This window comes from Variovorax sp. Varisp46 (genome assembly GCF_059491885.1).
In genome coordinates, this window is record NZ_CP168515.1 from 3293776 (window position 1) to 3308227 (window position 14452).

At 68.6% G+C, this 14452-nt stretch carries 11 protein-coding genes; 10 read left to right on the forward strand and 1 reads right to left on the reverse strand.

Going from position 1 to position 14452, the window contains the following annotated elements; all coding sequences use genetic code 11:
• Positions 1-89: 89 nt before the first annotated feature.
• The 5 genes from ACEN9N_RS15540 (at position 90) to ACEN9N_RS15560 (ending at position 8060) form a co-directional block, all read left to right on the forward strand.
• Positions 90-593 carry a (2Fe-2S)-binding protein gene (locus ACEN9N_RS15540; protein WP_007835577.1) on the forward strand — a complete coding sequence of 168 codons (504 nt, stop codon included), beginning with the start codon at positions 90-92 and terminating at the stop codon, positions 591-593.
• Complete coding sequence (locus tag ACEN9N_RS15545; protein WP_495653931.1) at positions 590-2842, forward strand: xanthine dehydrogenase family protein molybdopterin-binding subunit; 2253 nt, start codon at positions 590-592, stop codon at positions 2840-2842. The genes ACEN9N_RS15540 and ACEN9N_RS15545 overlap by 4 nt, the downstream gene beginning before the upstream one ends.
• On the forward strand, positions 2839-4143 hold the full coding sequence (locus ACEN9N_RS15550) for a c-type cytochrome (protein ID WP_007835586.1): 1305 nt from the start codon (positions 2839-2841) through the stop codon (positions 4141-4143). Before ACEN9N_RS15545 ends, ACEN9N_RS15550 begins: the two co-directional genes overlap by 4 nt.
• Positions 4144-4194: 51 nt before the next feature.
• On the forward strand, positions 4195-4572 hold the full coding sequence (locus ACEN9N_RS15555) for a hypothetical protein (protein ID WP_495653932.1): 378 nt from the start codon (positions 4195-4197) through the stop codon (positions 4570-4572).
• A gap of 371 nt (positions 4573-4943) precedes the next feature.
• Positions 4944-8060: an autotransporter outer membrane beta-barrel domain-containing protein gene (locus ACEN9N_RS15560; protein WP_495653933.1), complete on the forward strand. Its 3117-nt coding sequence runs from the start codon at positions 4944-4946 to the stop codon at positions 8058-8060.
• Positions 8061-8087: 27 nt separating this feature from the next.
• Here the strand turns inward: ACEN9N_RS15560 and ACEN9N_RS15565 are convergent, their stop codons facing one another.
• Positions 8088-9089: an alpha/beta hydrolase gene (locus ACEN9N_RS15565; protein ID WP_495656390.1), complete on the reverse strand. Its 1002-nt coding sequence runs from the start codon at positions 9087-9089 to the stop codon at positions 8088-8090.
• 504 nt (positions 9090-9593) lie between these two features.
• Between ACEN9N_RS15565 and ACEN9N_RS15570 the strand changes: the two genes are divergently transcribed.
• From ACEN9N_RS15570 to ACEN9N_RS15590, 5 genes are all read left to right on the forward strand, one after another.
• The gene (locus tag ACEN9N_RS15570; RefSeq protein WP_237726114.1) at positions 9594-10799 is read left to right on the forward strand and encodes an EAL domain-containing protein; all 1206 of its coding nucleotides are present in this window, start codon (positions 9594-9596) and stop codon (positions 10797-10799) included.
• Positions 10800-10829: 30 nt separating this feature from the next.
• Entirely contained in the window at positions 10830-11612 is a 783-nt protein-coding gene (locus tag ACEN9N_RS15575; protein ID WP_007835595.1) for a Crp/Fnr family transcriptional regulator, read from the forward strand.
• Positions 11613-11639: 27 nt separating this feature from the next.
• Positions 11640-12242, forward strand: coding sequence for a response regulator transcription factor (locus ACEN9N_RS15580; RefSeq protein WP_495653934.1), 603 nt, complete (start codon positions 11640-11642; stop codon positions 12240-12242).
• A gap of 52 nt (positions 12243-12294) precedes the next feature.
• Positions 12295-13017: a Crp/Fnr family transcriptional regulator gene (locus ACEN9N_RS15585; protein WP_413315811.1), complete on the forward strand. Its 723-nt coding sequence runs from the start codon at positions 12295-12297 to the stop codon at positions 13015-13017.
• 430 nt (positions 13018-13447) lie between these two features.
• The gene (locus tag ACEN9N_RS15590) at positions 13448-14428 is read left to right on the forward strand and encodes a LysR family transcriptional regulator (RefSeq protein WP_413315812.1); all 981 of its coding nucleotides are present in this window, start codon (positions 13448-13450) and stop codon (positions 14426-14428) included.
• The last annotated feature ends 24 nt before the right edge of the window (positions 14429-14452 follow it).

Here is a 14452-nt window from a genome sequence, read left to right on the forward strand (position 1 = left end):
TTGAGTGCTGCGCTGCCCGCCGAGCGCGCTTTCCGAAGTCGCGCTATGGTTTGCTGCCACCACGGCGAACCAGACAAGAAGGCGGGTCCATGATCGATCTCAACATCAACGGCCAGTCCGTTGCCCTCAACGCTCCCGACGACATGCCGCTGCTCTGGGCACTGCGCGACGTCGTCGGCCTCACCGGCACCAAGTTCGGTTGCGGCATCGCGCAGTGCGGCGCCTGCACCGTGCAGCTCGACGGCCAGCCCGTGCGTTCATGCGTGCTGCCGATCGGCACCATCGGCAAGAAGGCCGTCACCACCATCGAAGCCGTTTCGCAGACACCGGCCGGCAAGAGCATCCAGAAGGCCTGGCTCGACGTCGACGTGGTGCAGTGCGGCTATTGCCAGTCGGGGCAGATCATGTCCGCGGCCGCGCTGCTGCAGCGCACACCCAACCCGAGCGACGCCGACATCGACATGGCCATGTCGGGCAACATCTGCCGATGCTGCACCTACTCGCGCATCCGCGCGGCCATCAAGCAGGCAGCCACCGGCAAGGCCGAGGTGCTGCAGTCGGTCGTCGCGATGCCTGTCAGGAGCGCATCGTGAAGCCGGCCGCCGTGGGTGCCGTGGGTATCAGCCGGCGCGGCGCACTGCAGGCCGGCGGCCTGGCGCTGGCCTTCACCTGGGTCGGCGGCAGCAAGGCCTTTGCCGCCATCAGCCCGCGGCAGCAGCCCGCCGACGCGGCCGCTGCGCTGGTGGATGGCAACCCCGCCTTCGCGCCGAACGCTTTCATTCGCATCGACGCCGATGGTGGCGTGCGCCTCGTGATGCCGATGGCCGAGATGGGCCAGGCCATCTACACCGGCTCGGCGATGCTGCTGGCCGAGGAACTCGGCGTCGAGCTCGACCAGGTGCGCGTGGAGCATTCGCCGCCGAACGAGGCGCTGTACGGCATGCCGCTGCTCGGCGGCCAGATCACCGGCGGCTCGACCAGCACGCGCGGCACCTACGGCGTGCTTCGCGAGGCCGGCGCGGTGGCGCGCACGCTGCTGGTGAGCGCTGCCGCCGCGCAGTGGAAGGTCGATGCTGCGAGCTGCACGGTCGCGCGCGGCGTGGTGAGCCACGCGCCGTCCAACCGGCAGCTCGGCTTCGGCGCGCTCGCCGGTGCGGCCGCCAAGCTGCCGATGCCTGCCAAGGTGGCGCTGAAGGAACCGAAGGATTTCAGGCTCATCGGCCAGCCGCTGCGGCGCGTCGATTCGGCCGGCAAGGTCGACGGCAGCACGCAGTTCGGCATCGACGTGCGCCTGCCGGGCATGAAGGTGGCGACGGTCAAGGCCTGCCCCACGCTCGGCGGCGTGCTGGCCTCGGTGGACGACAAGGCGGCGCGAGCGATTCCCGGCGTGATCGACGTGCTCCGCATCAAGGACGCGGTTGCGGTGGTGGGCGAGCATTTCTGGGCTGCGAAGCGGGGTCTCGATGCATTGAACGTGCAGTGGACGCCGGGGCAGAACGCCGCGCTCACCACGCAGCAGCTGCGCGCGGCACTGGCCGGTGCGCTGGCGAAGGACAAGGCGATCGTCGGCAAGGAAACCGGCAAGCGGCCCGAGGGCACACTGGTGCAGGCGACCTACGACCTGCCGATGCTGGCCCACGCGACGATGGAGCCGCTCAACACCACGGTGCACGTGCGGCCCGGCGAGTGCGAGATCTGGGTCGGCACGCAGGTGCCAACGCGCTGCGTGAGCGCCGCGGCCAAGGTCGCCGGCCTTGCGGAAGACAAGGTCGTTCTGCACAACCAGTACCTGGGCGGCGGCTTCGGCCGCCGGCTCGAGACCGATTCGGTCGAGCAGGCCGTGGCCTTCGCCAAGCAGGTGCCCTACCCGCTCAAGGTGGTGTGGACGCGCGAGGAAGACATCCGCCACGACATCGTGCGGCCGATGTACCACGACGACATCTCGGCCGTGGTCGACGGCGAGGGCCGGATCCTCTGGTTCGGCGACCGCATTGCGGGCGGCACGGTGCTGGGCCGGTGGGCTCCGGCCTTCATGGGCAAGGACGGCATGGACAGCGACCTGGTCGAATGCGTGGCCGAGCCCTGCTACGACCTGCCGAACCTCAAGGTCGAGTGGGTGCGGCACGACATGCCGCCCGGCTTGAACGTCGGCTGGTGGCGCGGCGTGGGGCCGACGCACAACCTCTTCGTGATGGAGAGCTTCATCGACGAGCTGGCGCAGCGCGCGAAGAAGGACCCGGTGGCCTACCGGCGCGCGATGCTGAAGAAGAACCCGCGCACACTGGCGGTGCTCGACCTGGCCGCCGACAAGATCGGCTGGGGCAAGGGCACGCTGCCGGCCCGCGTCGGGCGCGGCGTGGCCGTGGGCGATGCCTTCGGCAGCCGCGTGTGTGCCATCGTCGAGGTCGAGGTCACGCCGCAGGGCGAGGTGCGCATGCGGCGCGCGGTGGTCGGGCTCGACTGCGGCATTGCCGTGAACGCGAGCTCCATCGAGGCGCAGATCCAGGGCGGCCTGCTGTTCGGCCTGAGCGCCGCGCTCTTCAGCGAGATCACGCTGCGCGAAGGCACCATCGAGCAGAGCAACTTCCACGACTACCGGATGCTGCGCATCAACGAGGCGCCGCCGGTCGAGGTCCATACCGTCAAGAGCGGCGAGGCGCCCGGCGGGCTCGGCGAGGTCGGCACCGCCATTGCGGCGCCCGCACTCGCCAACGCGATCTTCGCGGCCACGGGCGTGCGGCTGCGCGCGCTGCCGGTGAACCGTGCACTGCTGGCGCAGGACAAGGAGGCGCTGAAGAAAAAGATCGCCGATGCCGGGCACGGCGCAAGGAGCGCAGCATGAAGCGGCTCCTCAAGGTGCTGGTGGTGCTGTTCGTCGTTGGCGCGGCGCTGTATTTCTTCCTGAACCGTACCGACGGCTCCGAGGGCGAGGCGCCGGTGCTGGCCGGTGCGCCGGCCGATGCGGCGCTGCTGGTGCGCGGCGAATACCTCACCAAGGCCGCCGACTGCATCGCCTGCCACACGGTGCCCGGCAAGGGGCAGCCCTTTGCGGGCGGCCTGCCCTTCGTGCTGCCCTTCGGCACGATCTACTCGTCGAACATCACCGCGGACCCGGCCACGGGCATCGGCAACTGGAGCGACGACCAATTCGTGCGCGCGCTGCACGACGGCGTGGGCGCGGACGGCAAGCGCCTGTACCCGGCGTTCCCGTACACCTCGTACACCGCGCTGAGCCGCAAGGACATCCTCGCGATCAAGGCGTACATCTTCAGCCTGCCCAAGGTGAACCAGCCGAACAGGGAGGCCGACCTGGGATTTCCGTTCAACCAGCGCTGGGCCATGGGCTTCTGGAATGCGGCCTTCTTCAAGAGCACCCGTTTCGAGGCCGATGCGTCCAAGCCGCCGGCGTGGAACCAGGGCAAGTACCTCGCGACAGCGCTCGGCCACTGCGCGGAATGCCATACGCCGCGCAACTTCGCCTTCGCGATGGAAAGGGGCAACGACCTCGCGGGCGAGTCGGTCCAGGGCTGGCGCGCCTACAACATCACGTCAGATGCGAAGAACGGCCTCGGCGCATGGAGCGATGCCGAGCTTGCCTCGTACCTCACGACCGGGCATGCCGAGGGCCGAGGCTCCGCTTCGGGGCCCATGGGCGAGGCGGTGGAACACAGCCTGCAATACCTGAAGCCGGAGGACGCCTCGGCGCTCGTGAGCTATCTGCGCACGGTACCGGCGAAGTCGGGCAAGGCGCCGATCGAGGTCGATGCGAAGGCACCGTGGGCCGTTGCTGCGAGCGCAGCGGCACCGGCAGCCAACACGGCCGAAGGCCACGAGCAAGGGCTCAGGCTCTTCGCTGCGGCATGCGCGAGCTGCCATCAGTGGAACGGGCAAGGCCAGCAGACGGCCAACGCATCGCTGCTGGGAACGCGCGGCGTGAACGACCCTGACGGCTCCAACGTCACGCAGATGATCCTGCAGGGCGTGAGGATGCGGGTGCTCGACAAGGAGGTCTACATGCCGGCCTTCGGCAAGGCCTACACGGACACCGAAGTCGCGGCGCTCGCCAACTACGTGATCGCGCAATTCGGCAACAAGCAGGGCACGGTGACGCCGGAGTTCGTCGCGAAGCAGCGCACGCAATGACGCCCCCTCCCCCGGGGGCAGCACCGGTGGGGCCGCACCTACACTGCGGCCATGAAAAAAAGAGTCAGGGAAGTTCAGTTCTGCCTGCAGCCTGTGGTGGAGCTTAGGCAAGAAGCCGCGTCTTACGCCTACACGGTTCGCGCGCCGCGTTCGAAAGGCGTGATACCGCCCAGCTCGTACCGTGACGGCGATTTCGCCACGCTCGCCGAGTGCCTGGGCGACGTGGCCCGGGCACTCGGTGGCGATTTCAAACGCATCTATGTGCGGCTCGAAGGCCGCTGCGTCGGGGAGCGCGATCTTGCGGAATTGCGCCAGGAGCCGGAGCAGGTCGCGGCCGAGTTGAAGGCAAGCTGCGATGCGGCGAGCGGCGCCGCGCAATTCGAGTCCACCCTGCCGGCGCCGGAAGCTCCGACAAGCACTCGCGATTGAGGACCGGATCGGCCGCAACGGCCGAGCAGTGCTGTATCCGGCTCGAAACACCGGTTACTTTTAGACACTTATCATGGGGAGTTCCGCGGCAGGCGGCGCTCCACCCTGACGCTTGCGGCCCTCGAGATCGGCCCCAAGAGGCCCGCGCCGCCGCGCCGCGAGCCATGCCGAGCGGTCACGGCACAGGCTGCACGCTCCCACGCACTCCTCATCGGCCTCCTCAGGGGTACCCGGTTCCGGGCATATCGCCGCCCCATACGCGTACTTACATTTTGTCTTGCAAACAAAAACAAGACATCTGCATGCGCAAGAGGAGAGTGCTCCGGCGCACGGGAGCCTGCCCGCCAGGTAACGAACGGACGATTGAAGCCATGAACAAGACTTTTCGAACCCTGTGGAATCCAACGCTCGGCACTTGGGTGGCCGCCCCCGAAACCTCGCGCGGCCACGCGCGGTCGGCGCGGCTGGGCGAACTGGGGGCCGTGGCCATGGCAGTGCTGCTTCTGGGCGCCGGGCCGGCGTTGGCGGCTGGCGGCGCCGGCGGCCAGCCCGTCGGCGACCCGACGCTGCACGCCGGCAGCGGCGGCAGCAACGGCAGCGGTGGCAGCGGCGGGCTCAACGACACCACGGTGGGCGCCAGCGGAGGAACTGGCGGGTCGTCGACCGATGCCGGCGTCACGGCGGGCTCCAACGCGAATATCGGCTCCTTCGGCGGCGCCACCGCCGGCACGGGTGGCGCGGCGGGCACTACCAGCAACGTCGTCAGCCCGGGCGTGATGCAGGGCGACAACGGCGGCGCGGGCCAGTCCCAGACCGGCGATTTCAGCAACGGCAACGGATACGGCGGCGGCGGCGGGGGTGGCTTCCAGGGCGCGTCGATCGGCAGCGGCGTCTCTTCCTCCTCGGACAGCTACACCGGCGGCACCGGGGGCGCGGGCGGCAACGGCTATTGGGCGGCCGGCGGCGGCGGCGCGGGAGGCTACGGGTCCATCCTCAACGGCCCGCTCGGCAACTACACGGCCTCCGGCAGTTCGACGGGCGGCGCGGGGGGCCAGGGCGGCGGCGCCTTCTCGCAAGGCGGTGGCGGCGGCAGCGGCGGCGGCGGATTCTTCCTGAACGCCACGGCACCGGGCCTCACGTTCACCAACAGCGGCACCATCGCGGGCGGAGCCGGCGGCGCAGGCGGGTCCGAACTGCTGCCGGCGCGCAGCAATGCCTCGGGCGGCGGCGGCGGCGCCGGCGGCAATGGCATCACATTGACCGGCAGCACCGTGACCGTGGTCAACACCGGCGCAGTCACGGCTGGCGCCGGAGGCGCTGGCGGAGCCGGCGGCGGCGGCGCGGGAGGCACCGGCGCGCCGGGCGCTGGCGGCGACGGCGGCATCGGCCTGGGAGTCACGGGCGCCGGGGCAACGATCACCAACAGCGGCTCCATCGCCGGCGGCGCCGGGGGCGTCGGCGGCGCCAACAGCAACGGGGGCGCGAGCGGCGCGAACGGTGCAGGCGGCGTGGGCGTGATGGGCGCCAACCTCGCCATCAGCAGCAGCGGCACCATCTCCGGCGGACTGGGCGGCGATGGCATCACCCGGGCCTCGGCCGTGCAGTTCACGGGCGGCAGCAACAGCCTCACCTTGAACACCGGCGCGGCGCTGTCGGGCGCCGTTGCCATCGACAGCGGTGCCACGGCCAGCATCATCGCCGGCGCGGGTGGCCTGAGCCTGGGCAATGCCCTGCTGCTGAGCGGCACGGGCACCTTCAACACCAACGGCCACGACATGGGCTGGACGGGCCCGATCTCGGGCGCCGGCAGCCTCGTGAAGGACGGTGCGGGCACGCTCACCCTGGGCGGCGCCAACATCTACACGGGCGCCACCAGCGTCGCCGCCGGCACCTTGCGCGCCGGCGCGGCCAACACCTTCAGCAGCACGAGCGCCTTCACGGTCGCCTCGGGCGCGACGCTGGACCTGGCCGGCCAGAGCCAGACCATCGCGTCCATGGCCAACGGCGGCACCGTCTCGCTGCTGGGCGGCGCGCCCGGCACCGTCCTCACGGTCACAGGCCCGTGGGTGGGCAACGGCGGCACGCTGCGCCTGGGCACGGCGCTGGGCGACAGCACCAGCGCGAGCGACCGGTTGGTCCTCAGCGGCAGCACCGCCATTGCCAGCGGCACGACCAACGTGCAGATCACCAACCTGGGAGGCCTGGGCGCGCTGACCGCCGGCAACGGCATCGAAGTCGTCAGCGCGCTGAACGGCGCCACGACCACCGCGCAGACCACAAGGAGCGCCTTCGTCCTGGCGGGCGGCCACGTCGATGCCGGCGCCTTCGAGTACCGGCTGTACGCCGCCGACGCGGCCGGCGCGGGCGAGAACTGGTACCTGCGCTCCAGCGCCGTCATCGTCCCGCCGTCCGGTGGCGGGAACGGCGGCGGTACTGGCACCGGCACCGGCACCGGCGGCGGTACTGGCGGTACTGGCGGTACTGGCGGTAATGGCGGTGGCGGCGGCGTGATCGTGCCAACTTACCGCGCCGAAGTGCCGCTGTACGCGGCGCTGCCCGAGCAGCTGCGCCAATCCAATCTGGCGATGCTGGGCAACATGCACCAGCGCGTGGGCGACGACGGCCCGGCCGGCGCCAGCACCGCTACACCGGACCAGGGCTACCGCCAGACCTGGGCCCGCCTCATCAGCACGAACCGCACCATCGACCAGAGCGGCACCGTCAGCCCCGCGAGCAAGGGGCGCCTCACGGGCTTCCAGGCCGGCACCGACCTGTGGGCTGACGCCAACTGGCGTGCCGGCATCTACATCGGCGAACTCGACGGCGACATGCGCGTGACCGGCTTCGCTCGCGGCCTTGCGAACTACGCGGCCGGCTCCAACGACCTGCAGAGCCAGTACCTGGGCGCTTACGCCACCTGGAAGAACGGCAGCGGCCTGTACGTGGACGGCGTGCTGCAGGCCGGCCGCCACCGCTACACGGCGGCACCCACGCTGGGCTTCGGCAGTTCCGGCAGCGGCAACAGCCTGCTGGCCTCCATCGAGGTGGGCCAGGCCTTCTCCATCGCGCCGAACTGGACCCTCGAGCCCCAGCTGCAGTTGGTGCACCAGCGCGTGAGCCTGCACGACACGGGCATCCCGGGCGCCCTGGTGCAGCAGGACAGCCACAGCGGCTGGCTGGCGCGCGCGGGCGTGCGGGTCAAGGGCGAGATCGCCACCTCCGCCGGCCTGCTGCAGCCCTACGTGCGGGTCAACGTCTACCGCAGCGGCGGCGGCACCGACGTCAGCCGCTTCATCGGCCCCGCGGCGTACACCGACATCGCCACGCGCACCGGCGGCACCAGCACCGAGCTGGCGGCAGGCGCCACGCTGCAGCTGACGCCGAGCATGAGCCTGTACGCGGAGCTGGGCAAGCTGTGGGCCTCGGGCGGAGCCACCCGCACGAAGAGCGGAATCGACGGCAGCGTGGGCGTGAAGGTCCGCTGGTAAGGCGCTGCCGCTGTTTCCGCCGCTGCGTCAGTGCGGCGCGGCGCCGAGATCCGCGCGAACCGCCGCGACGACGGACAGCACCGCGTCGATCACCGCATCCGGGTCGTCGAACTGGATGTCGTGACCGGCGTTCGGCAACAGCACCTGCCTGCCTCGCGAGGACCACGTCGCCTCGTCCTCGTGCAGCTGCTTCCAGATGGCCTGCACCTGCGTGCCCTGCCCGGGCGTGATCTTCATCCCCCGGAGTTCCGCCTCGGTGTACGGCGCCATCGCGGTGAGCACCACCAGCGGTCGATTGCCCAGGTCGCGGAAGGCGCCGGCCTCGGCGAGCGTGGCGTCGGTCGCATCGCTTTCCACCAACTGCGTGCTCAACGACTTCGGCGCAAAGGCGCGGATCGCCTGCGCATCGCGCGCCGTCTGGTTCCGCGCCTGGGGTAGCAGCGAGGGAGCCGCCGCGCGCAGCAGGCCGGACCACGCGAGCGACACGGCGATGCGCGAGCGCAACGACCGCGTCTCCGTCATGAAGTCCGCGACGCGCGCGACCTGGTCCGGATGCGAAGGGTCGACGAGAACCAGCCCCACCACCTCGGCGCCGAAGTGCCTCGTGAAACTCGTGGCGAAGAGCCCGCCCAGCGACTGGCCGACCAGCACGTAGGGGCCCCGCTCGCCTGCGCGGGCGAGTGCCGTGTGAAGATCGTGCGCCACCTGCCTGGCACTGGGAGGCGCATCCGAAGGATCGCTCCACATCAGCCCCGCGCGGCTGTACGAGCAGGCGCGCGTGCGCGCTGCGATCTTCGGCTGGACTGCCGACCAGCTCAACGAACCGCCGGCGCTCAGGCCCGCCTCGAACACGACGGTCGGCGAGCCGGAGCCCCGGCAATCCAGCTGGATTCTTCGCCCGCCGATGTCGACCATCTTCCCGGGCGCGGGGAAGTCGCGCGCCGCGCGGTAGCGGCCGGCCTGCTCGTACACGACGCCCATGAGGATGGCCAGGGCGACGATTGCAGCGCTCCAGAGGACGATACGCATCACCAGAAGTTTCGACGAGTGCTTCACTGATGCCGATGGTGCCACCAACGGCGCTGCTGTACCGCGTACTTTCCGCTTCAGCTTATCGACCGCATCCTTTGCGCAATCGATCTTTCGCTGTCGGCGCGCAGCCTTTCGGCTATCTTGAAAAAACCTGTGTGGAATGCGCTACTCCATGCACGCCGAAAGGGAATGAAATCTTCGCTGGCGCAGTGCGAGCCCCGGGGCAGATGTGATGGGAAACACAGTTGGGACGCGAAAGCGCTGTCAACGACCATTGCAATCCGTAGCATCCGGAAGGTGCATAAAACGAATTGTTCGAAGGAGGATCAGATGGTCGCCCTCTCACCACAGACTCCGTGGTCCGTCGCATGGACTCCACGCACAGCGGCGGGGAGCCGCGCGCATGGGGAACATGCCGAGCGAAACGCGCGGGCCGCGCCATTTGTTGCAACCGACGCCGCCCCCACCCTGCAAGCAGCGCCGCGCAGGCCTTGCGCCTATGTGTTCATCGCGAACCTGCCGCACCTCATCGAAGCCTATGGGCAGGATTTCGGAGCCGCCGCCAGCCTTGAAATACAGCGCCGCCTGTGCGCCCACTTCCTCACCTCGGCCGCCACCGACATGGCCCGGCTGCGCGACGACTGCTTCCTGCTGTGGGCCAACGACGCGTTCGTCTGCGGCGCGCGCGACATCCGTGAGCTGCCGCACGACGTACGCCACCGGAGCCGCCCCATCGAGACGCTGCTTGCCGTGCTTGGCGCCGAACCGGTGCGTGCGAAGGGCATCGCCGCGATGGTGCAGTTGCATGCCGACTGGATCGAGGTGCGGCCGCCCGAGCAGCTCGGCACGTCGGAGATCGAGTTCGCCCTGTGGACTGCGCAACCGTTTCCGGATTTGCGCGAGAACAGGGCCGACGAATGGTGCCAGCGCTACCGCTCCGACATGGACGTCGCCGTGCGCGTCAGCGAAGCGCTGCGCACCGAGGCGCTCTCCTTCGAATGGCAGCCGGTGGTGCACGCTGGCGGCAATGCCAGTACTTTCTACCTCGCAGGGCGCGTGCGTCTGCCGCCGAGCCGCAGCGAGCCGGCGCTTCTTGCGCAGGAGGTGTTCTTGCCGTGCCTGCAGCGGCTGGGGCTGGCTCGCGCGTTCGATCGCATCGCGGTGCGCCAGGCCTTGGCGGAACTGCGGTCGCAGACCTGCGCGCACATCGGCGTGGGCATCTGCGCGCAGAGCACCAAGCTCGACCACTGGTGGGCCTCGCTGTGCGCGGCACTCGACGAAGAGCCCGCGCTGGCCTCGCGCCTCGTGATCGAGATCGTGGGCAGCGCCACGCTGGCCGATCTCGAGGCCGCCCACGACTTCTGCGTGCAGATGCAATTGCGCGGTTGCCGCATCGCCGTGCGGGACATCGGCGGCGGCAACGACAACCTCGCCGCGCTGCAGTCCTGCGGGCCCGACATCGTGAAGCTCGATGCGTCGCTGCTGCGCCGCGCGCGCGACGACACCTTCGGCATCGAGTGCCTGCAGGGCATGATTTCCCTTTGCACGCACTTCGCGGCCCAGGTCGTGGTCGACGGCATCGAGCGCGAAGACGACATGCACATCGCTTCGCGCGTGGGCGCGCGGTGGCTGCAGGGCTACGGCGTGCGTGGCACCGAGCCGGCCGCCAAGCCTGCTGCTGTCGCTCCCGGGCATCCTTTCGGGTGACTCGAACCACGGCACGGATTTTCTTCGACCATGTACCTGAATCCTCTCTTCGCCAACGTGTCGCAGGCCGAACGCGTTGCGCTGGTCCAGAGCAGCCAGTTGCGCTCCTACCGGCGCAATGAAGTGGTGCTCGCGGCCGGCAGCTCGAGCGATTGCGTCTATTGCGTGGCCAGCGGACTGCTGCGCGTGGTGGAGCATGGCAAGGGCCGCGCCCACGCCACCAATGTCACGACCGACTTCATCCGCCAGAACGAATTCTTCATCGGTCCGTCTCTTTCCGAGGACACCTACCAGGCCAAGCACACGCTGGTTGCCGCGTTGCCCGCGGCAGTGCACCTCATCCCCGTCGTGGCGTTGCGCAAGATCTGCAGTTCGTACCCGGAGGTGGCCATCAGACTGCTGGAACTCGCGATCGAGCGCATGGCCGTCATGCGCAACCAGCTGCGGCGCATGTCCGCGCTGTCCACCGAAGACGTCGTCGGCCGCGTGCTGCACCAGCTGACCGTGCTGGCCCCCTCGAGCATGGGCGCGTTCGACAAGCGCATCTCCCAATCGGTGATCGCCTCCTACTCGGGTCTGTCGCGCGAAGTGGTCAACAAGACCATGCGCGACATGGAGCAACGCGGCCTCGTGCGGCGCGACGATCAAGGCGTGCACGTGCCCGCCAATTTCGCGTCCACCGACTTCGGCAACCTCTTGCCCGCCGAGGAAAACCTGGCGCGTGCCGAGCCGAGCCAGGTCGAACCGATCTTCTTCGAGAGCTTCCCGGCCCCGGCGAGCGACCCATCCGGGCGCAAACCCGAGGACGATTGATCGCGCTTGCGCTACTTGAAGGCATCGATGTCCAGAGAAAAGAGCAAGCGGATTGCCATGCGGCCCGAACAAGGCTCGAGGGAATCATCGTCCGTGCGCACGGCCGGGTCCAGCGGCGGCGAGCCGCGCGTGGAGGGGACCAGCGATGGAGTGCCGCGAATCGATTCGTCGACTTCCTCGACCGCCGCCGCCCTCCTGTTCGCCAAAGCGGCTCAGCAGGAACTCGTCCTTCTGATGCGCCTGATTGCCGAGGGCGATTCGGCCACGGCGATGCGGATCGCGTGGTGCATCGTGGAACGGGGGCGCGCGGTGCTGGGGCCTGAACTGCCGCCTTCGGCCTCATTGCCGGCACAAGCGAAGCTCTCTTTGCAAACAGAGGAAACGCGCCTCCCGCCATCGGCGAGTCCAGGCACTGGAGGCCGCGCGCTCTCGCGTCGCGAACTCGACGTGCTTCGGATGATTTCGCAAGGCCTGAGCAACCGCCAGATTGCCGAACTGAGCCATCGCTCGCTGCACACGGTGGATGCGCATGCGAAGAGCATCTATCGCAAGCTGGCCGTGAAGTCGCGTGCCCAGGCGGTGCGCGATGCCATGCAGAAGGGCCTGATCGATCTGGAGGCCTGTGAATAGAAATAGCTGCCGCGGCGCGATGGGATGCTGTAGTAAGGAATCCCTAATTCGGGTGATTGCGTTTCGACCTCCCGGCTTTCATCATCGCTGCGTGCACCTGCATCCATTGATTGCCCGCTTGCCGCTGGTGGAACGTTCGGCCATCGGGCAGCTTTGCGAGCTGCGTTCATACGCTCGCAACGAGACGATCCTTGCGTCGAACGAATGCACGCGTTCGTTCTACTGCGTGGAAAGCGGCCTGGTGCGCGTGGTTGCCCAAGGCCGCGACGGCGCGCAGGAAGATACGGAAGTGACCACGGATTTCATTCGCCGGCACGACTTCTATCTTGGTGGCTCCTTGAGCGAGCCGCAGTATCTGGCTGCCCACAGATTGATCGCGGTGCTTCCCAGCACGATATACCTCGTTCCCGTGCCGGTGATCAGGGCGCTTTGCGAGCGGCATCACGGCATCGCACTGGAATTGCTTGGTGCGGAGGCTGCCCGCATGAATGTCTTGCGCCGTCAGATCCGGCGCATCTCTTCGCTTTCTTCAGAAGAGATGGTCGGCCGTGTACTCCACAAGATGACCCAGATAGCTCCCGCTGGCCACGAGGCCTACGACAAGCGCGTCACGCAGGGCGTCATCGCCTCTTACGCCGGCGTTTCTCGCGAGGTCGTCAACAGGACGATGCGGGAGATGGAAAGGCGCGGCGTGTTGCTGCGCGATTCGCAGGGCGTGCATGTTCCCCAGGACTTCGCGGGAACAGATTTCGGCTTGCCGCCTTCCGCACCGTAGCCGGCCACAAGGGCGAAAAAATAGCTGGAACCGGTGAGTTGCATTCGCCAGGGTGAGGCGAAAGAATCGAACGACGATTTCCTCCCGTTGTTTCTACACAGACCTTCCATGTCCCACCTGTTCGTCGCTTGTACGTGCAACATCGCGCACCTTGGGCGCATTCATCGCAGTGGGTGGATGCGCCTGCTGCCCTGGCTGCGTCTTTATGAGTGTGCGAATTGTGGAAGACGCCAGCTTCGCTCCGAACGAGCGGTGGATGATGCGCGTGCGCGGGAGGCGAGCGCTGCGGGGTATACGGGACAGTGATGCGGGTCGGGTAGAACGCTTCCGTATCGCTCGTTGGCATCACCGGCGCCGTACAACCACGTCGCAGGTGGTATGCCCCTACGCCCACGGCCTCATCCCCGATGCTGGAACAATGCGTCCACCCATGGACGGCCTCGATCTCATCAAAACATTCCGCGAAGTCGCGTTCCGGCGCAGCTTCTCCCGCGCAGCGATCTCGCTGGGCATGTCCAAGGCCACGGTCAGCCGCTACGTGGCGGAGCTCGAAACGCGCAGCGGCGTGCGCCTGCTGAACCGCTCGACCCGCTCCCTGAGCCTGACCGACGCCGGCCAGGTGCTGCTCGACCGCAGCACCGAGCTGGTGACCATGGCCGAGAACACCCTGAACGACCTGCAGGCCCACGGGTCGCACCCGCGCGGGCGCCTACGCATGAGCGCGCCGCACGGGCTGATCGCCGGCTGGCTCTCGGACGTGATCGCCGAGTTCATCAAGCGCTACCCCGACGTCTACGTGAGCCTGGTGTTCACCAACGACGACCTCGACCTGATCGAGGAAGGCATCGACGTGCACCTGACCGGCGGACGCATCGACGACATGAACCTGATCGTGCGCCGGCTGGTGCAGTTCGACATGGTGGTCTGCGCCACGCCGGCCTACTGGGCGCAGCGCGGCATGCCGCAGACGCCCGAGGATCTGGGCCGGCACGAGGTGCTGAGTTACTCGGCGAAGCCGACCACCCACCTTCCCTTCGAGACCGACGGCAGGCAATACGACGTGCCCGTGCACAGCCGCTTGGAAGCCAACGACGCCGTCGCGCTGATCGAACTGGCGCTGCGCAGCGTGGGCGTGGCCTATGTGCCCGAGCCGCTGGCGCAGTCGCACCTGGAACGCGGAGCGCTGGTGCCGGTGCTGCGCGAGCACATGCCGCGCGACCATTGGCTGTACGCGGCCTACTCGCAGCGCCGCCACAACAGCGCCGCGATGCGCGCGATGCTCGACTTCCTGGAGCAATCGATGGGCGCCCTGACCGAGGGTCCGGCGCTGCCGCCCGCGCTACCGGTGGCGGTGATGCCGCCTGGATGCGCCCGTTCCAAGGCGCAGGAGCAGGTCGGCAGTAGCCAATAGCGCCGAGCTGACCGAAGGTTGGGA